Annotated in this window: 21 protein-coding genes; 7 read left to right on the top strand and 14 right to left on the bottom strand. The window is 71.2% G+C overall.

Features of this window, described 5'->3' with window-relative positions:
- Positions 1-15 precede the first annotated feature (15 nt).
- From thiD to ABGB12_RS06195, 3 genes are all read right to left on the bottom strand, one after another.
- Positions 16-813: a bifunctional hydroxymethylpyrimidine kinase/phosphomethylpyrimidine kinase gene (thiD, locus tag ABGB12_RS06205; protein WP_347675291.1), complete on the bottom strand. Its 798-nt coding sequence runs from the start codon at positions 811-813 to the stop codon at positions 16-18.
- Between the two features lie 40 nt (positions 814-853).
- On the bottom strand, positions 854-1,489 hold the full coding sequence (locus tag ABGB12_RS06200) for a hypothetical protein (RefSeq protein WP_347675290.1): 636 nt from the start codon (positions 1,487-1,489) through the stop codon (positions 854-856).
- A gap of 103 nt (positions 1,490-1,592) precedes the next feature.
- On the bottom strand, positions 1,593-2,540 hold the full coding sequence (locus ABGB12_RS06195) for a thiamine-phosphate kinase (protein ID WP_347675289.1): 948 nt from the start codon (positions 2,538-2,540) through the stop codon (positions 1,593-1,595).
- Between the two features lie 52 nt (positions 2,541-2,592).
- On the opposite strand from ABGB12_RS06195, the gene ABGB12_RS06190 reads away from it, so the two are divergent.
- Positions 2,593-2,826 (top strand): Lrp/AsnC ligand binding domain-containing protein, encoded by a 234-nt coding sequence (locus ABGB12_RS06190; protein WP_347675288.1) that lies wholly within the window; start codon positions 2,593-2,595, stop codon positions 2,824-2,826.
- Complete coding sequence (locus tag ABGB12_RS06185; protein ID WP_347675287.1) at positions 2,823-3,308, top strand: DUF3515 domain-containing protein; 486 nt, start codon at positions 2,823-2,825, stop codon at positions 3,306-3,308. The genes ABGB12_RS06190 and ABGB12_RS06185 overlap by 4 nt, the downstream gene beginning before the upstream one ends.
- Here the strand turns inward: ABGB12_RS06185 and ABGB12_RS06180 are convergent.
- The gene (locus ABGB12_RS06180) at positions 3,305-3,904 is read right to left on the bottom strand and encodes an acetamidase/formamidase family protein (RefSeq protein WP_347675286.1); all 600 of its coding nucleotides are present in this window, start codon (positions 3,902-3,904) and stop codon (positions 3,305-3,307) included. The two genes, ABGB12_RS06185 and ABGB12_RS06180, sit on opposite strands and share 4 nt — an antisense overlap.
- A gap of 178 nt (positions 3,905-4,082) precedes the next feature.
- Here ABGB12_RS06180 and ABGB12_RS06175 point away from each other — a divergent pair, with 178 nt between their 5' ends.
- Entirely contained in the window at positions 4,083-5,882 is a 1,800-nt protein-coding gene (locus tag ABGB12_RS06175; protein ID WP_347675285.1) for a beta-propeller domain-containing protein, read from the top strand.
- Positions 5,883-5,921: 39 nt separating this feature from the next.
- On the opposite strand, the gene ABGB12_RS06170 is transcribed toward ABGB12_RS06175, so the two are convergent.
- The 3 genes from ABGB12_RS06170 to ABGB12_RS06160 all read right to left on the bottom strand — a co-directional run bounded on the left by ABGB12_RS06170 (position 5,922) and on the right by ABGB12_RS06160 (position 8,788).
- Entirely contained in the window at positions 5,922-6,971 is a 1,050-nt protein-coding gene (locus ABGB12_RS06170) for a D-alanine--D-alanine ligase family protein (RefSeq protein WP_347675284.1), read from the bottom strand.
- A 68-nt stretch (positions 6,972-7,039) separates the two neighbouring features.
- Entirely contained in the window at positions 7,040-8,047 is a 1,008-nt protein-coding gene (locus tag ABGB12_RS06165) for an NAD(P)H-dependent glycerol-3-phosphate dehydrogenase (protein WP_347675283.1), read from the bottom strand.
- Positions 8,048-8,053: 6 nt separating this feature from the next.
- The gene (locus tag ABGB12_RS06160; protein WP_347675282.1) at positions 8,054-8,788 is read right to left on the bottom strand and encodes a lysophospholipid acyltransferase family protein; all 735 of its coding nucleotides are present in this window, start codon (positions 8,786-8,788) and stop codon (positions 8,054-8,056) included.
- A gap of 69 nt (positions 8,789-8,857) precedes the next feature.
- Between ABGB12_RS06160 and cofC the strand changes: the two genes are divergently transcribed.
- Together cofC and ABGB12_RS06150 are read left to right on the top strand one after the other, a co-directional pair.
- Positions 8,858-9,499, top strand: coding sequence for a 2-phospho-L-lactate guanylyltransferase (gene cofC / locus ABGB12_RS06155; protein ID WP_347675281.1), 642 nt, complete (start codon positions 8,858-8,860; stop codon positions 9,497-9,499).
- 23 nt (positions 9,500-9,522) lie between these two features.
- On the top strand, positions 9,523-9,723 hold the full coding sequence (locus ABGB12_RS06150; protein ID WP_347675280.1) for a hypothetical protein: 201 nt from the start codon (positions 9,523-9,525) through the stop codon (positions 9,721-9,723).
- Positions 9,724-9,801: 78 nt separating this feature from the next.
- On the opposite strand, the gene ABGB12_RS06145 is transcribed toward ABGB12_RS06150, so the two are convergent.
- From ABGB12_RS06145 to leuC, 4 genes are all read right to left on the bottom strand, one after another.
- Entirely contained in the window at positions 9,802-10,080 is a 279-nt protein-coding gene (locus tag ABGB12_RS06145; RefSeq protein ID WP_347675279.1) for an HU family DNA-binding protein, read from the bottom strand.
- A gap of 160 nt (positions 10,081-10,240) precedes the next feature.
- Entirely contained in the window at positions 10,241-10,480 is a 240-nt protein-coding gene (locus tag ABGB12_RS06140; RefSeq protein ID WP_347675278.1) for a hypothetical protein, read from the bottom strand.
- Between the two features lie 161 nt (positions 10,481-10,641).
- Entirely contained in the window at positions 10,642-11,229 is a 588-nt protein-coding gene (gene leuD / locus ABGB12_RS06135) for a 3-isopropylmalate dehydratase small subunit (protein ID WP_347675277.1), read from the bottom strand.
- 12 nt (positions 11,230-11,241) lie between these two features.
- Entirely contained in the window at positions 11,242-12,639 is a 1,398-nt protein-coding gene (gene leuC, locus ABGB12_RS06130) for a 3-isopropylmalate dehydratase large subunit (protein ID WP_347675276.1), read from the bottom strand.
- An 88-nt stretch (positions 12,640-12,727) separates the two neighbouring features.
- Here leuC and ABGB12_RS06125 point away from each other — a divergent pair, with 88 nt between their 5' ends.
- Both ABGB12_RS06125 and ABGB12_RS06120 read left to right on the top strand, forming a co-directional pair.
- On the top strand, positions 12,728-13,450 hold the full coding sequence (locus ABGB12_RS06125; protein WP_347675275.1) for an IclR family transcriptional regulator: 723 nt from the start codon (positions 12,728-12,730) through the stop codon (positions 13,448-13,450).
- A gap of 102 nt (positions 13,451-13,552) precedes the next feature.
- A complete protein-coding gene (locus ABGB12_RS06120) occupies positions 13,553-14,518 on the top strand; it encodes an alpha/beta hydrolase (RefSeq protein WP_347675274.1) in 966 nt (321 codons plus the stop codon).
- Between the two features lie 96 nt (positions 14,519-14,614).
- Here the strand turns inward: ABGB12_RS06120 and ABGB12_RS06115 are convergent, their stop codons facing one another.
- Genes ABGB12_RS06115 through ABGB12_RS06105 form a run of 3 tightly spaced genes read right to left on the bottom strand, consistent with a single transcriptional unit; the run spans position 14,615 to position 18,805 of the window.
- Positions 14,615-15,382, bottom strand: coding sequence for a class I SAM-dependent methyltransferase (locus ABGB12_RS06115; protein ID WP_347675273.1), 768 nt, complete (start codon positions 15,380-15,382; stop codon positions 14,615-14,617).
- Between the two features lie 47 nt (positions 15,383-15,429).
- Positions 15,430-17,163, bottom strand: a complete 1,734-nt coding sequence (locus ABGB12_RS06110; RefSeq protein ID WP_347675272.1) for an AMP-dependent synthetase/ligase — start codon at positions 17,161-17,163, stop codon at positions 15,430-15,432.
- 31 nt (positions 17,164-17,194) lie between these two features.
- On the bottom strand, positions 17,195-18,805 hold the full coding sequence (locus ABGB12_RS06105) for an AMP-binding protein (RefSeq protein WP_347675271.1): 1,611 nt from the start codon (positions 18,803-18,805) through the stop codon (positions 17,195-17,197).

Here is an 18,805-nt window from a genome sequence, read left to right as displayed (position 1 = left end):
AGACGAGCGGAATGCTCAGCGGGCGCGCAGCCGCCAGCCGTGGTCGACCGGACCGATGCCGACGCCGAGCGGGAAACCCGCCTCGATCGCGCCGGTGACGTACTCCTTGGCCGCGCCCACCGCCTCGGGCATCGTGTCGCCGAACGCCAGCCGCGTGGCGATCGCCGAGGCCAGGGTGCAGCCGGTGCCGTGGGTGTGCCGGTTGTCGTGGCGCGGCGCGGCGTACTCGTAGGTCTCGGTGCCGTCGTAGAGCAGGTCCACCGGACGTCCGGACAGGTGGCCGCCCTTGATCAGCACCCACTCCGAGCCGAACTCCCTGACCGCCTCCGCCGCGCGGAGCAGGTCCCGCTCCGACTCCACCTTCACCCCGGTGAGGAGCTCGACCTCCCACAGGTTCGGCGTGACGACCGTCGCGACGGGCAGCAGCTTGTGCCTCACCGCGTCGACGGCGTCCCGGGCCAGCAGGGGGTCTCCGTGCTTGCTGACGCCCACCGGGTCGACCACCAGCGGCGCCGGGTACTCCGACAGCCGCGCCGCGACGGTCTCGACCAGGGCCGTGGAGGCGAGCATGCCCGTCTTGACGGCCTGCGCGCCGATGTCGGACAGCACCGACTCCAGCTGCGCCTCGACCGCCTCGGGCGGCAGCTCCCAGTAGCCCTGGACGCCCAGGGAGTTCTGCGCGGTCACCGCGCAGACGACGCTCATGCCGTGCGCGCCCAGGGCGAGCATGGTCTTCAGGTCCGCCTGGATTCCGGCGCCGCCGCCGGAGTCGGAGCCGGCGACGGTCAGGACGCGGGGAGGGGCGACAGCCATGGTCAGACCCTATCCGACCGGCCCCGGAGAACCGGAGGGATCAGGAGCAGTCGCGTCCGTTGACCTTGCAGACCGCGGGCTTGGACCAGGCCCCCTCGGCGGTGAAGGCCACCTTGACGGCCTGGCGTCCTTCGAGCGGGCCGAGCCCGGTGAACCAGGTGGTGCCGCCGTGCTCCCTGGTCGTCCGGAAGGTGGCGCCCTGGACGCCGACCACGACGGCGTTGGGGATGCGGAAGGCCAGCTTCCAGTTCTTGGACGTCTTGGAGGCGTTGCGGATGACGGCCACCGCGGTGAACCCGCCCGGGGTCATCTCGTCCAGCTTGATCTCGACTCTGAGCGGCTGCTGCGACACCGTCCGGGTGGCCTGCGGGGGCAGCGACGGCTTCGAGGGCGCCGCCAGGGGCTGCTGTGCCGAGTCCTCCGCGGTCCGCCCGCCTTCCGCCCCGTCCTGCGTGTCGGCGAGGCTCTCGCAGCCCGCGCACGCCGCCGAACCGGGGTTCGCGGGCGTCCCGCCGGCGAAGTTCAGCGAGATCTGCCGGGTGCTGAAGGCCGCCGCGATGACGCCGACCGCGACGACCCCCGCGAGGAGGGGCATCAGCGGCGTGCGGCCCAGCCAGGCCATGCGCTTGGGTTCGGCGACCGGGAGCGCCTCATCCACAGTGGTGTGTCGTCCCATCCCATCCTCTTCGTTCCTGGGATGTATACCAAAACCGGCCCAAGTCCGCCTACCGGATGAGTAATCCAAGTCGCTTAAAAGACTCTTATTACCAGAGATGCGTTCATTCAGTAACGCCGAAGTGGTCCCACCCGCCGTGCTCCACCGGACGGCCGTCCACGGTCACCCCGCCGCCCTCGACCGCCTCGCCGAGCACCCTCCAGGACGGCGGCAGGACACCGCCCGCGGGGAACGTCCCGACGAACGCGTGGTCGTCCCCTCCGGTCAGCGCGTCCGCGAGCGCCACCCCTTCGTCGAGCGGCACCAGGGCCGACGCCAGGGCGATCCCCACGCCGCTTCCCCGCGCCAGGTGCCCCAGGTCCTGCACGAGACCGTCCGAGACGTCCATCAGCGCCGTGGCGCCGAGAGAACGCGCCTCCTCGCCCGCCGTGTAGGGCGGCTCAGGACGCCGGTGCGCGGCCGTGAACCGCTCCGGCACCTCCGCCTCCCCGAGCAGCCCCGCCAGGCCCGTGGCGGCCCATCCGAGCCTGCCGCGCACCGCCACCACCTCGCCGGGACGGGCGCCCGTACGGGTCAGCGGAGGCAGGCCGCCGAGATCGCCGAGCACGGTGACGGCCACCGTGATGCCCTCCGAGCGCACGGTGTCGCCTCCGACGACCGACGCCCCCACCAGCGCGCACTCGTCGCGCAGCCCGTCGCTGAACTCCTCCGCCCAGGCCACCTCCAGCTCCGGCGGCGCCCCGAAACCCACCAGCAGCGCCGTCGGCCTCGCGCCCATCGCCACGATGTCCGCGAGGTTCTGCGCCGCGGCCTTGCGCCCCACGTCGTAGGCGCTCGACCAGTCGGTGCGGAAGTGGCGCCCCTCCACCAGCAGGTCCATGCTCGCGACCACGCGCCCGTCCGGCGCGCGGACCACCGCCGCGTCGTCCCCCGGCCCCAGCTCCACCAGCGGCCCCTGCGGGAACCGCCCGGCGACCCTTGCGATCAGGCCGAACTCCCCGGCCTCTCCGATCTCGATGACGCCCCTCCCTGAAATTCCCGGACGCTCCAAGGTACGGTGACGATCAGTCGGCTTTTCTCCCACCCCTACCGGGAAGACCGCGATGGTGCAGGCCTACATCTTGATCCAGACCGAGGTCGGCAGGGCGGCCGAGGTCGCCGGGGCGATCCGCACGATTCCCGGCGTGGTCCGGTCCGACGACGTCACCGGCCCCTACGACGTGATCGCCATGGCCGAGGCCCCCCACATGGACGACCTGGGCAGGCTCGTGGTCGCCCGCATCCAGGCACTACCCGGAATCACCCGGACTCTGACCTGTCCTATCGTGCACCTGTGAGACGACCGATGAGACCGAGCGTCGCCGCGGGCGCCGCCCTCGCCGCGATCCTGGCGACCGCCGCCTGTTCCGGCGGCCCCGTCCAGGTCGTGGCGCCCTCCCCCGACCCCGCCGCCGCGCAGGCCTGCCGGAAGCTGGAACTCCCCGCGAAGGTCGACGGCCTGGAGCGCCGGGAGACCGACCCCTCGACGCCCTACGTCGCGGTCTGGGGCAGCCCCGCCGTCGCGCTGCGCTGCGGGGTGCCGCGCCCCTCCGACCCCGACACCGGCCTCATCGAACGCGTCGTGACCATCGACGGCCTCGACTGGCTCCCCGAGGAGGCCGAGCGGCCGCGCGTGTGGACGCTGGTGGGCCGCGCCGCCTACGTCGAGGTGACGATCCCTCCCAAGTACGCCCCCGCGGGCACTCCCCCCGGCGAGATCCTCACCGAGTTCACCCCGTCGCTGAGCGGGCTCCCCGCCAAGCCCGAAGGCCAGTATTAGACCGGCATCAGCAGCGGGCCCGTCACGTGGAAGCGTTCGACGCCGCGTTTGGTGAGGTTGACGCGCAGGTCGATCCAGCCGTCCAGGGCGGTGCAGCCGTCACCGAAGTGCAGGTCCCCGACGGAGAGCTTCGCGCCGCGCACCTGGACCGGGAGCACGATCCGCGAGCCCGCGCCGAGCCTCGCGTCGGAGCAGGAGCCGACGTCCCCGGCCCGGGCCGCGGTGCGGACGGCGCGGGCGGCCACCGGCTGGTAGGCGGCCAGCCCCGGACGGACCCGCCCCAGAAGGGGCCCGTCGGGGTCGACCGAGACCGGCAGGTCCTCGTCCCCCGGCGCGCATCCGATGATTCCGGGGTGCGCGTCCGGGGCCGCCACCCCCTCGGAGCGCCCGACGCCCAGCACGTCCACCACGATCACGTCGCCGGGTTCGGCGCCGACCACCGCGATCGGACCGCACAGCAGCGCCTCTCTCGCGCCCCACGGCCCCCTGCACTCCATCCGTACCGAGCCGCCCGAGATGACCTCGGCGACGGCCGGGATCTCCGGGTGCCAGCGGGTGTGTCCTGGCACCGTCTGGGCGCCGTACGACAGAGGCACGAAGGATTCCTTTCGCGGCTCACACGGGAACAGTCGGCCAGAGAGATAGTGCACCGAAGGCTGTTTCGGACCCGTTTCCCGGCCTTTTCCCGGAAGTAATTGTCGTCTCACAGTCCGAGACGCTCTTTTCTCGTGCAACGCCGCGTGGCGCCGGTCACGTCCTGAGATCATGCGACCCATGCGACGTGCTCTCACCGCCCTGTTCGGTGTCCCGGTACTTCTGGCGGGCTGCCAGAGCGTTCCGGAGCGCTCTCCTCAGGCCGGGGAGGCCCCGCCCATGCGGCTGGTCTCCTATTCCGGCTGCGGCGACCTCCTGGAGTCGCTGCGCGCCTCCGCCGCGGCCAGGGTCGGTCCCTACGGCTTCGACGGGCCGATGTTCTACGGCATGGACGCGGCGGAGAAGAATCTCGCCGCGAGCGCGGCACCGGCCTCGGGCGCGACCGCCCCGTACTCCGGAACGAACGTCCACGAGTCCGGGGTGGACGAGCCGGACCTGGTGAAGACGGACGGCTCCCGGGTGTTCACCGTCGCCGAGGGCCGGCTCCAGATCATCGACGCCGCGTCCCGGAGGGTCGTCCACCGGCTGAGGCTGCCCAGGGAGTTCCGGAACCCGGCCGACCTGCTCATCAGTGGCGACCGGGCCCTCCTGCTGAGCAGCGGCTTCCGTATGACGGCCAAGCCCGCGGGCCTGCTGCCCGCTCCGGGGGCGGACGAGCTGAACGTCCTGCACGTGGACCTCGCCGCGCCGAAGGTCCTCGGCTCGCTCAAGGCCGGCGGTTCTCTGGTGGACGCGCGGCAGGTCGGTTCGGTGGCGCGTCTCGTCCTGCGCACCTCTCCCGACATCCGGTTCCCCGGGTTCGACTGGGGCGGCCCTTCCGACCACGAGAAGAAGGAGAAGCGGGCGGCGGAGCTCAATCGCCGGGCCGTGCGGAAGGCCCCGTTGGAGGCCTTCCAGCCCGGCTACGACATCACGGTCGACGGGAGGAAGACCTCCCACCGCGTCCCCTGCGAGCGGATCAGCCATCCCCGGAACAGCAAAGACGGCAACGAGATCAATATGCTCACCGTCCTCACCGTGGACCTGGCGAGGGGTTTCGGCGACGGGGACCCGGTCTCCGTGGTGGCCGACGGCGACACCGTCTACGGCACCGCCCGGAGCCTGTACGTGACGGGTTCTCCGTGGCGCAGGCCCGTCACCCAGATCCACAAGTTCGAGATCGGCGAAGGGCGTCCGCGTTACGCCGCCTCGACGGAGCTCCGCGGACGGCTGCTCAACCAGTACTCGATGTCGGAGTACGAGGGGAACCTCCGCGTCGCCGTCACCGACGATGAGAAGCAGGTGAGCACCGTCCACGTGCTCCAGCCCCACGGCCCGCTGCTGCGGGAGGTCGGCTCGCTGACCGGACTGGGCCGCGGCGAGCGCATCTACTCGGTGCGGTTCGCGGGCCCGCGCGGCTACGTGGTGACCTTCCGCCAGGTCGACCCGCTCTACGCCCTGGACCTCTCCCACCCGAGGAGGCCGAGGTCGCTCGGCGAGCTGAAGATCACCGGCTACTCCGCCTACCTGCACCCGACCGCCGAGGGAAGGCTGCTGGGCGTGGGCCGGGAGGCCGACGCCAAGGGCCGCGCCCGCGGCGCCCAGATCTCCCTCTTCGACGTGACGGGCTCGCCCCGGAGGCTGTCGCGGCTGCACCTGCCGAAGGTCTACGACACCCAGGTCGAGTACGACCAGCACGCCTTCCTCCACTGGGCCCCGACCGGCCTGACCGTCCTGCCCGACTCCGGTGGCAGGGCCCTCGTCCTCACCGTCAAGGACGACGCCATCACCCGCGAGGGCTCGGTGAAGCACCCGGGGCAAGGCCACATCCGGCGTTCGCTCGTCATCGGCGACACCCTGTGGACCGTCTCCTCCGAGGGCGTGAAGGTCAACGACGCCGCCACCCTCGCCCAGCGCGCCTGGATACCCTGGAGGCACTGAAGGCACACCCGGGACGCCCTGTCCCCCGAGGGGACGACGTCAGCGCAGTCCCAGGGGACGCCGCAGGGCGGTCTGGATCAGCCGGTCGACGAGTTCGCCGTACTCCACTCCGGTGGCCGCCCACATCTGCGGGAAGGCCGAGGTCGGGGTGAAGCCCGGCATGGTGTTGATCTCGTTGAGCACCAGTTCGCGCCCGGGGGTGACGAAGAAGTCCACCCGGGCCAGGCCCTCGCAGCCCAGCGTGTCGAACGCCCGCACCGCCGTGGCGCGCAGCTCCTCGATCACCTCGGGCGGGAGGTTCGCCGGGATCTCCAGCCGGGACGTGCCGTCCAGGTACTTGGTCTCGAAGTCGTAGAAGTCGTGCTGCCCGAGCATGACGATCTCGGCGGGCAGGCTCGCCTCGGTGGGGCCGTCGTCCCCGCCCTGGAGCACCCCGCACTCGACCTCGACGCCCTCGACCCCGGCCTCGATGATCAGCTTGGGGTCGTGCTCGCGGGCCGCCTCGATCGCCGGGATGAGGTCCTCCTCCCGGGTGACTCGGGAGATGCCCATGCTGGAGCCGGCGCGGGCGGGCTTGACGAACACCGGCCAGCCGAGCTGCTTGATCTCGTCCAGCTTGCGCTCGCGCTCCAGCCGCCACTCGCGGTCGGTGACGATGACGTACGGGCCGACCGGCAGTCCCTGGGCCTGCCAGATCAGCTTCATGAAGGCCTTGTCCATGCCGGCGGCGCTGGCCATGACGCCGGCGCCGACGTACCGCACCCCGATGAGCTCCAGCAGCCCCTGGATGGTGCCGTCCTCGCCGTAGGGCCCGTGCAGCAGCGGCAGCACCACGTCCACCTCGGCGAGGGTGCGCTGCAGGTCGAGCGGCCGCCCGTCGGTGACCTCGGGCAGCGTCCCGTCCTCGATGGCCAGCCGCTGCCCCTCGGGTGCGTGCACCCAGCGCCCGTCGCGGGTGATGCCGACCGGCAGCACCTCGTAGCGTTCGGGGTCGATGGCGGCCATGACGCTGCCCGCGGTGACGCAGGAGATGGCGTGCTCTGAACTGAGGCCGCCGAACACCACGGCCACTCTGATCTTCTCGGGCATGATGCCTGACCCTACCGGCTGGTCAGCCCGGGTACGGGCCGGGACGGGGGCGTTCCCCTCCATGTCCCCTATACCCCGTACCGTTCGGGTTTCGGGGAGCGCGTCATGAGCTTGAGATACGCCTCCTCGATCGGCACCCCGTCGTGCATGACCGCCGCCACCACCTCGGTGATCGGCATCTCGACGAAGTGCCGCCGGGCCAGGGTCAGCACCGGCCGGGACGACTTGACGCCCTCGGCGGTCTGCTTGGTCACCGCGACGACCTCCTCCAGGGTCATGCCCCGGCCGAGGTTCTCGCCGAACGTGCGGTTGCGGGAGTAGGGCGAGCTGCAGGTGGCCACCAGGTCGCCGAGCCCCGCCAGCCCCGCGAAGGTCGGCTCCTGCGCGCCGAGCGCCACGCCCAGCCGGGTGATCTCGGCCAGGCCGCGGGTCATGAGCAGCGCCTTGGTGCTGTCGCCGAAGCCCAGGCCGGTGGCGATGCCCACGCACAGCGCGATGACGTTCTTGACCGCGCCGCCCAGCTCGCAGCCGATCACGTCGGTGCTGGTGTAGACCCGGAAGTAGGGCGTCATGCAGACGGCCTGCAGCCGCTGCGCGGTGCGCTCGTCGGCGCAGGCGGCGACCGCCGCGCCCGGCTCGCCGCGGGCGATCTCCATCGCGAGGTTGGGCCCGCAGACCACGCCGATGCGCTCGGGGCCCGCGCCCAGCACCTCGGCGATCACCTCGGACATGCGCCGGGTGGTGCCCGACTCGATGCCCTTCATGAGGCTGACCAGCACCGCGTCGGACGGGATGTGCGGCGCCCAGGCCGCCAGGTTCTCCCGCAGGGTCTGGGCGGGGACGGCCAGGCAGACGAACTCGGCTCCGGCGAGCGCGCCGGCCAGGTCGGTGGTCGCCCGCAGCCCCTCGGGCAGCCGGACGCCCGGCAGGTACTCGGTGTTCTCGTGCCGCTCGTTGACGTCCTGGACCACCTCGTCCCTGCGCCCCCACAGGACGACCTCGCAGCCCGCGTCCACGAGGACCTTCGCGAAGACGGTCCCCCAGGACCCCGCGCCCATCACCGCAACCCGTGTCACGTCTGTCTACGCTCCCTCGTACCTACGGTCCGGGCGGACTTCTCGCCGGTGGACGTACAGCTCCGAAGGCGGTCGCTGCCCGCGCAACCCACCCAGCAGCTCCGCGATAGCCCGCATGATGTCGTCCGACGCCGCTCTGAGGGTATCGGCGTCCAGGGGGCGCCCCGTATAGGCGGTCAGGTCGAGGGGCTCGCCGGCGATCACCTTCATCGTCTTGCGGGGGAACAGGCGCAGTGCGGAGCTGCGGTATCGCAGCAGGTCCTGCGCCCCCCAGTGGGCGACCGGGATGACCGGGGCCCCGGTCTCCAGCGCCAGCCGTGCGGCTCCCGTCTTGGCGGCCATCGGCCACAGCCGCGGATCGCGCGTGCAGGTGCCCTCCGGGTAGAAGACCAGGCACTCGCCCGCGGCCAGCGCCTCGCGCGCTCTCTCGTAGGCGGCCGAGGCGTCCTCGGTGGCGCGGGCGACGGGGATCTGCCCGATCAGCGCCAGCAGCCGGCCGGCGAGCGGTATCCGGAACAGCGCGTCCTTGGCGAGGAAGACGGGGAACCGTCCGGCCTTGTAGACGTAGTGGGCCAGCGCCAGCGGGTCGGCCTCGGAGAGGTGGTTGGCCGCGATGATCACCCCGCCGGAGGCGGGGATCCGGTGCCGCCCCCGCCAGTCGCGTCCGAGCAGCAGGAAGAGCAGGGGCCTCAGGAGCACGATGGTGAACAGGCGCCACCCTCGGGAGTACCGGTAGGTCATGAGGGATGACACCCCCTTCCGGCGGCCTGGCGAACAAGTGGAGACCGCAACACCATAATCTCGCCTCTGATGTCAAAGAACCTCTGGTCGATGATCGTTCCGGTGAAGCGCCTGGCGCTGGGCAAGTCCCGGCTCGCCGCGGCCGCCGGGGCGTACCGGAGCGAGCTCGCCCTGGCCGTCGCGACGGACACCGTCGGCGCGGCGCTGCGCTGCCCGTCCGTGGGCGTCGTGGTGGTCGTGACCGAGGATCCGCGCGCCGCTGACAGCCTGGGCGCGCTGGGCGCGGTGGTCGTGCCCGACGGGCCGGTGCCGGGGCTGAACGAGGCGCTGCGACGGGGCGCGGAGTGGATCAGGCCGAGGGGCCTGGGGCTCGCCGCACTGCAGGCCGACCTCCCGGCGCTGCGGCCCGAGGAACTGCAGGCGGTGCTCTGCGAGGCGGAACGTCTTCCTCACGGCTTCCTTCCTGATCGCGCGGGGACGGGCACGGTGTTCTACAGCGCCCGTGCCGGCGAGGAGTTCGCCCCGGCCTTCGGCGGGCCCTCCCGCGCCCGCCATCTGGCCCTGGGCGTCCCGGAGCTGCGCCCGGGGCCGGTTCCGAGCGTCAGGACGGACGTCGACACCCTGGCCGATCTCAGGGCCGCGCTGGAGCTGGGTGTGGGGCCGCGCACCGCGGCGGTGGCGGAGAAGATCCTCTCCATGAGTCCCCGCTAGGGCGGCCGGGTAGGCTGCCGGGCATGCAGGGCACCGTGAAGGACTTCGATCCCGCCGACCGGACGGGCAGCGTGCTGCTGGACGACGGCAGCGAGCTCCCGTTCGACAGCGCCGCCTTCGACGCGGGCGGGCTGCGGCTGCTGCGGTTCGGCCAGCGGGTCAACCTCGCCTGGGACGGCGAGCGCGTCACCGCGCTCACCCTCTCGACGCTGCCCCTGCCCTGACCTCCCCGCGGCACGGGCCGTCCGCCAAAGAGAGCGCCCGCACGCGGAACGTGCGGGCGCTCTCTCTGCGGGCGGCTGTTACTTGCCCGCGACCAGGTTCTTGAAGTCGGCTCCGGCCTTGAACTTGGGCACCGAGGTCGCCGGGACCTCGATGGTCTTGCCGGTCGCGGGATTCCGCGCGGTACGGGCGGGGCGGTCCGCCTTCTCGAACGAACCGAATCCCGTGATGGCCACCTTCTCGCCCTTGGCCACCGTCGCCTGGATCGTGTCGAGGATCGCGTCGACGGCTTCGGCGGCCTCCTTCTTGCTGCCGCTCAGCCGTTCGGCGATCGCGTCGACCAGCTCACGCTTGTTCATAGGGTTTGCTCCTCCGGTTACCCCGTTGCGCCCCCGAAACTAGGGGCATCCGAGCACCGGCACAATCACCGTGTGGCGAGTTTTCCCATGTCATGGACGAAACCATCGTGAGAAATCACCGGTTCTATTGTAATTCGTTGGGATTCGTCCGGCGAGCCCGTCACTCCGGCTCCAGGCCCCGGTCCAGCTGGTCGAGGAAGACCGCCAGCCGCCGCGCGGCCAGCTCCTGGTCCCGTTTGGCCAGATCGGTGATCGCCAGCAGATGGCGGTGCAGCCGCAGCCGGGGCCCCCGGGGAAGGGGCGAGATGCGCTCGTGGGCCGCCCGCAGCCGGGCGGCCAGCAACGTCAGTTCCGGGTCCTCCCACGCGGGTCCCGACTGCCAGGTCTCGCTCGCACCCATCCGGGCATTGTCGCAGCCCCGCGATCATCGGCTTCGCACCGCCCCCGGAAACGAGACACGCACCCGCCGGAAAGGTGCTTCCGAAGGGTGCGTGCTCATTGTTGCCGGCCCGGCCGGCTTGTGGCGCGGGGGACCGTTCTCGGCCTTGGTGCGGGCCGGGTCTACTGGGTGACGGGCAGCCAGGACGGACGGGTGGCCTCGAAGGCCTCGATGTCCTCGGCGTGCCGCAGGGTCAGGCCGATGTCGTCCAGACCCTCCATCAACCGCCAGCGAGTGTAGTCGTCCAGGTCGAAGGAGGCGGTGAGGCCGCCCGAGCGCACCTCGCGCTTCTCCAGGTCGACGGTGATCTCGGTGGCCGGGTCCTTCTCCACCGCGTCCTGCAGCTCGCCGACGACCTTCTCGTCCAGGATGACGGGCAGCAGGCCCATCTTGGTGGAGTTGTTGCGGAAGATGTCGCCGAACCGGGAGGCGATGACCACCCGGAAGCCGTACTGCTGCAGCGCCCAGACGGCGTGCTCACGGGAGGAGCCGGTGCCGAAGTCGGGGCCGGAGACCAGGATCGAGGCGCCCTCGTACACCGGGTTGTTCAGCACGAACTCCGGGTCCTCGCGCCAGGCGGAGAACAGGCCCTTCTCGAAGCCGGTCCGGGAGACCTGCTTCAGCCACACCGCCGGGATGATCTGGTCGGTGTCGACGTTGCTGCGCCGCAGCGGCACCGCGCGACCCGTGTGAACCGTGAACTTTTCCATCAGAAGTCCTCCTTACAGGTCGGCGGGGGCGGCCAGACGGCCCTTGACGGCGGTGGCGGCGGCAACGGCGGGCGACACCAGGTGGGTGCGTCCGCCGGGGCCCTGCCGGCCCTCGAAGTTGCGGTTGGAGGTCGACGCGCTGCGCTCGCCCGGGGTCAGCTTGTCGGGGTTCATCGCCAAACACATCGAGCAGCCCGCCTCGCGCCACTGCGCACCCGCCTCGGTGAAGATCTTGTCCAGGCCCTCGGCCTCGGCCTCCTTCTTCACCTGGACCGAGCCGGGGACGATCAGCGCGCGCACGCCGTCGGCCACCTTGCGGCCCTTGAGCACCTCGGCGACGGCCCGCAGGTCCTCCAGGCGGCCGTTGGTGCAGGAGCCGACGAAGACCGTGTCGACCTCGACCTCGCGCAGCGGGGTGCCGGCCTGAAGGCCCATGTACTCCAGGGCGCGCTCGGCTGCCTGCTTCTGGATCGGGTCCTCGAAGTCCTCCGGCGAGGGGACGTTCGCGCCCAGCGGCGCGCCCTGGCCGGGGTTGGTGCCCCAGGTGACGAACGGGGTGAGGGCGGAGGCGTCGATGACGATCTCCTTGTCGAAGACCGCGTCGTCGTCGGTGCGCAGCGTCTTCCAGTACTCGACCGCCTTGTCCCAGTCCTCGCCCTGGGGCGTGTGCGGGCGGCCCTTCAGGTAGGCGAAGGTGGTCTCGTCGGGGGCGATCATGCCGGCCCGGGCGCCCGCCTCGATGGACATGTTGCAGACCGTCATGCGGCCTTCCATCGACAGGGAGCGGATCGCCTCGCCGCGGTACTCGATGATGTAGCCCTGGCCGCCACCGGTGCCGATCTCGGTGATGATCGCCAGGATCAGGTCCTTGGCGGTGACGCCGAAGGGCAGTTCTCCCTCGACCGTGACGGCCATCATCTTCGGCTTGACCTGCGGCAGCGTCTGGGTGGCCAGCACGTGCTCGACCTCGGAGGTGCCGATGCCGTGGGCCAGCGCGCCGAACGCGCCGTGGGTGGAGGTGTGGGAGTCGCCGCACACGACCGTCATGCCGGGCTGGGTCAGGCCCAGCTGCGGGCCGATGACGTGCACGATGCCCTGGCCGGCGTCGCCCATGGGGTGCAGCCGCAGGCCGAACTCGGCGGCGTTCTTGCGCAGCGTCTCGACCTGGGTGCGCGACACCTGGTCGGCGATCGGCAGGTGGATGTCCTGGGTGGGGACGTTGTGGTCCTCGGTGGCGATGGTCAGGTCCGGGCGGCGGACCTTCCGGCCGGTCATGCGCAGCCCGTCGAACGCCTGGGGCGAGGTGACCTCGTGGACCAGGTGCAGGTCGATGTAGAGAAGGTCCGGCTCGCCCTCCACCCGACGCACGACGTGTGCGTCGTAGACCTTCTCGGCCAGTGTGCGGCCCATCGTTCCCACCTCTCTCCGTTGAGTTTCCGGCGACCCTTCCAGGTCAACTCGAGTTGCGTCTCAAGTATCGAGACGGCAATATCGAGGTATGGACAACTCTAGCGGAGTCGGCGTACTGGATAAAGCAGTTCTGGTACTCAACGCCCTGGAAGCCGGCCCCGCGTCGCTGGCCCAGCTCGTCACCGCCACCGGTCTGGCCCGCCCCACCGCCCACCGGCTGGCCGTCGCCCTCGAACACCACCGCATCGTCCACCGCGACACCCAGGGCAGGTTCATCCTCGGCCCGCGCCTGGCCGAACTGGCCGTGGCGGCGGGCGAGGACCGCCTGCTGGCCATCGCCCAGCCCGTCCTCACCCAGCTTCGCGACCTCACCGGCGAGTCCGCCCAGCTCTACCGCAGGCAGGGGGACGTCCGGGTGTGCGTCGCCGCCGCGGAACGCTCCAGCGGCCTGCGCGACACCGTGCCGGTGGGCACCGCGCTGCCCATGACCGCGGGCTCCGCCGCGCAGATCCTGCTGGCCTGGGAGGATCCCGACCGGCTGCACCGGGGGCTGCGCGGCGCCAAGTTCACCGCCGCGACCCTCGCCTCGGTACGCCGCCGCAACTGGGCGCAGTCCGTGGGCGAGCGCGAGCCGGGCGTCGGCTCGGTCTCGGCCCCGGTGCGCGGCAACGCCGGCCGGGTCATCGCCGCCATCTCGGTCTCCGGCCCGCTGGAACGGCTCAGCCGAGCCCCCGGCCGGGTGCACGCGGCCCCCGTGGTCGCCGCCGCGGAGCGGGTCAGCGAGGCGATGCGCCGCAGCGCGCAGTCCTGACCCCGGGGCCTGTGGCGCACAAGGCATTGACTCCAAATCCAATAGGTGGGACGCTCCCGCTCAGGCGATATGCGATGAGCGTTCGATAATTGGAGGCCCCCGGTGGAACCCGTCGTCGAGATGCGGAAGGGCGTCCGCCTCCGGACCCGGCTCTACGTGCTCTTCCTGCGGCTCACCCTCCGGCCGCTGATGCACCGCATGCCCTTCACTCCGCGCATCCTGCGCTACATGTACCTGGTGGACGTGCTGGCGTTCTTCTTCATCTCGCCGCGCGGGACGAGGCGGCAGAAGGTGGCCTTCGACGGGTTCGGGGCCGAGCTGGTGTGCGGGCCGGGGGTGAAGGGGTCCGACCGGATCATCCTCTACTTCCACGGCGGCGGGTTCATGGTCGCGGGCCTGAACACCCACCGCAGGCTGGTCTCCCGGATCTCCGCCGCGGCGGGCGCACCGGCGTTGTCGGTGGCCTACCGCCAGCTCCCGGAGGTCAACCTCGCCGGCACCGTGGCGGACTGCGTCACCGCCTACCGCCACCTCCTGGACCGGGGCTACCGGCCGGAGCAGATCATCGTCGCGGGCGACTCCGCCGGGGGTTTCCTCTCCCTGGCCGCCCCCCTGAAGGCGATCCGGGAGGGGCTGCCCGCCCCCGGCGGCATCGTCGCGATCTCCCCGCTGACCGACCTGGACGACGCCGCCAAGCTCGCCCACGAGAACCTGACGCGGGACCCCTTCATCCCCGGCAGGAGGCTGGGGGTCCTGCGCGAGCTGGTGCTGCGGGACATGGTGCCCGACCCGCTGCACTCCCCCGTCAACGGCGCGCTGGCCGACCTCCCGCCCGTGCTGATCCACGTCGGCTCCACCGAGATCCTGCGGGCGGACGCCGAGCTGATGGTCGAGCGCCTGGCCGCCGCCAAAGTGCCCGCCACCCTGACGCTCTGGGAGGAGCAGCCGCACGTCTTCCAGATCTTCGCCGACCTGTGCCCCGAGGGCCTGGACTCCATCGCGGAGATCGGCGCGTTCATCCGGTCCCTCCCCCGCAAGCGGGAGGACGCCGGCGCCGAGGTCGCCTGAGGCACCCGTCCGGGGGACGAAACACCCATCCGGGGGGCGACCCCCGGACCCCCGAAAGAGAACAGGCGATCCTCGCTTCGCTGCGGTCACCTGTTCTCAGAGCGTGATGCGGATCTTGCTCTGCTTGTGGGGGTTCTTCTCCCAGTCGTACATGAACCTGGCCGTCAGGCCGTGCTTGGCGGCCAGGTCCACCAGCGTCTCGGTCCGGTAGTAGAAGTCCTCGCGCAGCACCTGGTGCTCGGCCAGCTCGGTGCGGTCGAAGGTGAAGTCGAAGAACCCCTCGGGGCGCAGGATGCGGCCGACGTGCGCGAAGCACTCCTCGACGATCTCCAGCGGGGTGTGGGAGAACACGCTGTGCGCGTGGACGACGTCGAAGTGCGCGTCGGGCAGCCACCCGAACGTCAGATCCCGCACCAGGTGCAGGTTGGGCAGCTTGTCCTGGAGTTCGTAGCGCACGACGGTGTCGTTGGCGGCCAGCAGGATGTCGGGCGAGATGTCCAGGCCGTAGTAGTTGCCGGCGTCCAGGTGCTCGATGATGCGCCAGCCGGCGCGCAGGTTGCCGCAGCCGATCTCCAGCACCCGGTGGTGCGGCTGCAGGCCGTGGGACAGCAGGTACTCGAACTGCAGGAGGCCGTTGCGCAGCCAGCTCTCCTCCGTCGGGCTGCCGACCGCCTTGTACGGGCTCTTCTCCGTGACGTCGGACCGCATGACCTCGCGGTAGTAGGCCACGTGGTCCGGTGCGCTCGCGCGCAGGATGAGGTCGCGGGCGTACCGGCTCACGTAGGGACGGATCCGGTCGGGATTCCGGATCGCGTACTGGATCTGGTAGAGCAGGCTGGAGCGCTGGCGCCGGGTGTAGGTCATGCAGGAATTCGTACACCCTGAGTGACGCCAGCGCCACTAAGCGTCGACTATGCGTACAGGGCGTCGATCTCCGCGGCGTACTTCTCGGCGATCGGACGGCGCCGCAGCTTCATGGTCGGGGTCAGCTCGTCGCCTCCCGGCTCCCAGTAGGTCGGCAGGATCGTGAACTTCTTGATCTGCTCGACCCGGGACAGCTTGGCGTTGGCGGCGTCGACGCCGGCCTGGATCTCCTCGCGCACCCGGGGGTCCTTGGCCAGGACGGCCGGGTCGGCCTCCAGCCCGTACTTGGCCGCCACCAGGGCCGCCGCGTCGGGGTCGAGGCAGACCAGCGCCACGTTGTAGGGCTTGGCCTCGCCGATGACGACGATGCCGCCGAGCAGCGGGGAGTGCGCCCGGATGGTGTTCTCGATGTTGGTCGGCGACATGTTCTTGCCGGCCGCGTTGATGATGAGTTCCTTCTTGCGGTCGACGATGGTGACGTAGCCGTCGTCGTCGATCGTGGCGATGTCCCCGGTGTGCAGCCAGCCGTCGGAGTCGATGGTCTCGGCGGTCTTGGCCGGGTCGTTGCGGTAGCCCTTCATGACCCACGGGCCGCGCACCAGCAGCTCGCCGTCCTCGCCGAGCTTGACCTCCATGCCGTCCAGCGGGACGCCGACGGTGCCGACCCGCGCCTTGCCGACCGGGTTGCAGGTGGCCACCGAGGTCACCTCGGTCATGCCCCAGCCCTCGACGATGTTCAGGCCCATCGCCAGGAAGAACTCCAGGGTCTCCTTGGGGATGGCCGCGGCTCCGGAGAAGGCGTAGCGCATCCGGTCCAGGCCGAGCAGCGCGCGGATGTTGGCGAAGACGACCTCGTCGACGAACTTGTACTCCTCCAGGAGCTGCTGCGGCACCTCCTCGCCGGCCTGCTCGAGGGCGACCTTGCGCAGGCCGACCTCGAAGGCGCCGTCGACGGCCTTGCGCTTGTCCTCCTCCGCGCCGGCCAGCATCGCCTGGATGCCGTTCTTGATCTTCTCCCACACGCGCGGGACCGCGACCCACACGTCGGGGCGCACCTCGGTGAGCGCGCCGAGGATGCCGGCCATGTCCGAGACGCAGGTCACGACCGTGCCCTGCCACATGTGCATCCAGTGGCTGCCCATGCGGTCCACGGCGTGCGCGGCCGGCAGGTAGGAGGTGACGTTGTCGCCCCGGCGGACGGGGTAGCCCTTCTGGAACGCCTCGATGTTGGCGAGCACGCCCCGGTGGGTGACCTCGACGCCCTTGGGCGGGCCGGTGGTGCCGGAGGTGTAGATGAGGGTGACGACGTTCTCGGGGTCGACGGCCTGGCGGGCCGCCTCGAAGTCGAACGCGTCGTCGGTCTCCAGCGAGCCGAGGTCGGCCACGTCGATCAGGTGGTCGATCGAGGCGGCCCCGCCCTCGGTGATCTTGCTGATGAACTGCTGCTCGGCCACCACGACCTTCGGCCCGGCGTGGCCGATGATGTAGGCGATCTGCTCGGGCGAGCTGGTGTTGTAGATCGAGAACGGGATCGCGCCCAGGTGCAGGGCGGCGTTGTCCACGAAGTGGAACTCGGGCCGGTTGGTCAGCATCATCGCGACCCGGTCGCCGGGGCGCACTCCCAGCTTGTGCAGCGCGCGGGCGAGCCGTTCGACCTCGGCGGCGTACTGCGCCCAGGTGTAGGCGGCGGCGTCACCGGGGGTGCGCACCGCGACCGAGTCCGACAACTCGGCGGCGGTCTGCTGGAACGCCTCGACCAGGGTCTTGGGGGTGGAGGACATGGCTCGCTCCTGCGGTTGGAGGGGTTCTCTGCTACTGGATGAGGGCGCGTGCCGCGGCGTAGTCGGCCTTGCCGTTGGGCAGGCGCAGACCGGCCTCGGTCCGGATGAAGCTCTTGGGGATCTTGTAACGGGCCAGGTGGGCGGCGCAGGCGTCCTTGAGCTCCTCGTCGCTCAGCTCCTGCGCGAGCCGGACGACCGCGACGATCTCGTTGCCCCAGCGTTCGCTGGGACGGCCCAGCACCAGCGCCTCGGCGACGCCCGGGATGGCGCGGACGACCGCCTCGACCTCCTCGGCGAAGACCTTCTCGCCGCCGGTGTTGATGGTCATGGAGTCGCGGCCGTGCATCTCGACGAACCCGTCGGCGCGCAGTCTGGCCCGGTCGCCGGGGATGACGCAGCGGTAGTCGCCGATCTTCACGAAGGTGGCCGCGGTCTTCTTCGGGTCGCCCAGGTAGCCCAGCGGGATGGAGCCGCCCTTGGCCAGCCAGCCCAGTTCGTCCTCGCCGGGCTCCAGCTTGCGCGTGCGGTCCTCGCTGAGCACGGCGGTGCCGGGGGTGGGCAGGAAGGGGGCGTCCGCGCCGCCGAGGCGGGTGATCTGGAAGCCGCTCTCGGACGAGCCGACGATGTCGATGAGGCGCACGTGCGGCAGCAGTTCGGCCAGCCGGGCCTTGGTGACGGGGTTGATCGCGGCCCCGGAGTTGACGATCTGGCGCAGCTTGGGCAGCTCGCGGCCCGTGCGCTCCAGCTCGGCCACCAGCGGGCGGGCGAAGGCGTCGCCGATGACCGGCATCCGGCTGGCGCCCTCCTTGTCCAGGATGTCCACGACGCCTTCGATGTCGAGGCGCTCGACGACGTCGGGGAGCAGGACGGTCGCGCCGCCCAGCCAGCCGCCGAGGGAGACCCAGGTGCCCGAGCCGTGCATCATCGGCGGCAGCACCAGCACCTTGGCGGTCTTGCGGGCGACGGCGGCCTCGACGGCCTCCTGCACCGAGTCGTACCGGCTCCCGTCGCGGCGGCGCAGTCCCAGCGGCCCGTCGACGAGGTCGGCGATGCGCCACAGGACGCCCTTGGGCATCCCGGTCGTGCCGCCGGTGTAGAGGATGTGCAGGTCGTCGCCGCTCGGGGTGACGGGCAGCGGCTCGGTGGAGGCCGCCGCGAGGGCCTCCTCGTAGTCCAGCGCGCCCGGAAGCAGCGCGTTGCCGGAGTCGTCGGCGACCTGGATCAGCAGAGGCTGGACCGCCAGGTTCGGCAGGACCTTCGCCAGGGTCGGCGCGTACGTCGCGTGGTAGAGGATCGCCTTCGGCTTGGCGTCGGCGAACAGGTACTCCAGTTCGTCGCCGACGTAGCGGTAGTTGACGTTGAAGGGGGCGACGCGCGCCCGGTGCGCGCCGACCAGGCCCTCCAGGTACGCCTGGCTGTTGTGCAGGTAGAGGGCGAGGTGGTCGTGGTTGGACTCCCACGGGTCGCCCGGTTCGCCGTGCCGGCCCAGGCCGTGGTCGTGCAGGACGCGGGCGAGCGCCCGCACTCTCCCCGAGACCTCCGCGAACGTCCACCGGCGGCCTCGCCACACGAGGGCGTCCCGCTCCGGGATCGCCTCGGCGATGGCTTCGAAAAGGGTGGCCAGGTCCAGCTGAGGGGTCAT

The sequence above is a fragment of the Actinocorallia sp. B10E7 genome (assembly GCF_039871655.1).
Taxonomy (GTDB): Bacteria; Actinomycetota; Actinomycetes; order Streptosporangiales; family Streptosporangiaceae; genus Actinocorallia.
Note: the sequence above shows the minus strand (reverse complement) of the source record. Positions and strands in the feature narration are given on the sequence as shown.

Excerpts from the sequence above, each read along its gene's own strand:
- thiD (WP_347675291.1), bottom strand. The coding sequence starts at position 813 with ATGGCTGTCGCCCCTCCCCGCGTCCTGACCGTCGCCGGCTCCGACTCC.
- ABGB12_RS06200 (WP_347675290.1), bottom strand. The coding sequence starts at position 1,489 with ATGGGACGACACACCACTGTGGATGAGGCGCTCCCGGTCGCCGAACCC.
- ABGB12_RS06190 (WP_347675288.1), top strand. The coding sequence starts at position 2,593 with ATGGTGCAGGCCTACATCTTGATCCAGACCGAGGTCGGCAGGGCGGCC.
- ABGB12_RS06175 (WP_347675285.1), top strand. The coding sequence starts at position 4,083 with ATGCGACGTGCTCTCACCGCCCTGTTCGGTGTCCCGGTACTTCTGGCG.
- ABGB12_RS06170 (WP_347675284.1), bottom strand. The coding sequence starts at position 6,971 with ATGCCCGAGAAGATCAGAGTGGCCGTGGTGTTCGGCGGCCTCAGTTCA.
- ABGB12_RS06160 (WP_347675282.1), bottom strand. The coding sequence starts at position 8,788 with ATGACCTACCGGTACTCCCGAGGGTGGCGCCTGTTCACCATCGTGCTC.
- cofC (WP_347675281.1), top strand. The coding sequence starts at position 8,858 with ATGTCAAAGAACCTCTGGTCGATGATCGTTCCGGTGAAGCGCCTGGCG.
- ABGB12_RS06150 (WP_347675280.1), top strand. The coding sequence starts at position 9,523 with ATGCAGGGCACCGTGAAGGACTTCGATCCCGCCGACCGGACGGGCAGC.
- ABGB12_RS06145 (WP_347675279.1), bottom strand. The coding sequence starts at position 10,080 with ATGAACAAGCGTGAGCTGGTCGACGCGATCGCCGAACGGCTGAGCGGC.
- ABGB12_RS06140 (WP_347675278.1), bottom strand. The coding sequence starts at position 10,480 with ATGGGTGCGAGCGAGACCTGGCAGTCGGGACCCGCGTGGGAGGACCCG.
- leuD (WP_347675277.1), bottom strand. The coding sequence starts at position 11,229 with ATGGAAAAGTTCACGGTTCACACGGGTCGCGCGGTGCCGCTGCGGCGC.
- leuC (WP_347675276.1), bottom strand. The coding sequence starts at position 12,639 with ATGGGCCGCACACTGGCCGAGAAGGTCTACGACGCACACGTCGTGCGT.
- ABGB12_RS06125 (WP_347675275.1), top strand. The coding sequence starts at position 12,728 with ATGGACAACTCTAGCGGAGTCGGCGTACTGGATAAAGCAGTTCTGGTA.
- ABGB12_RS06115 (WP_347675273.1), bottom strand. The coding sequence starts at position 15,382 with ATGACCTACACCCGGCGCCAGCGCTCCAGCCTGCTCTACCAGATCCAG.
- ABGB12_RS06110 (WP_347675272.1), bottom strand. The coding sequence starts at position 17,163 with ATGTCCTCCACCCCCAAGACCCTGGTCGAGGCGTTCCAGCAGACCGCC.
- ABGB12_RS06105 (WP_347675271.1), bottom strand. The coding sequence starts at position 18,805 with ATGACCCCTCAGCTGGACCTGGCCACCCTTTTCGAAGCCATCGCCGAG.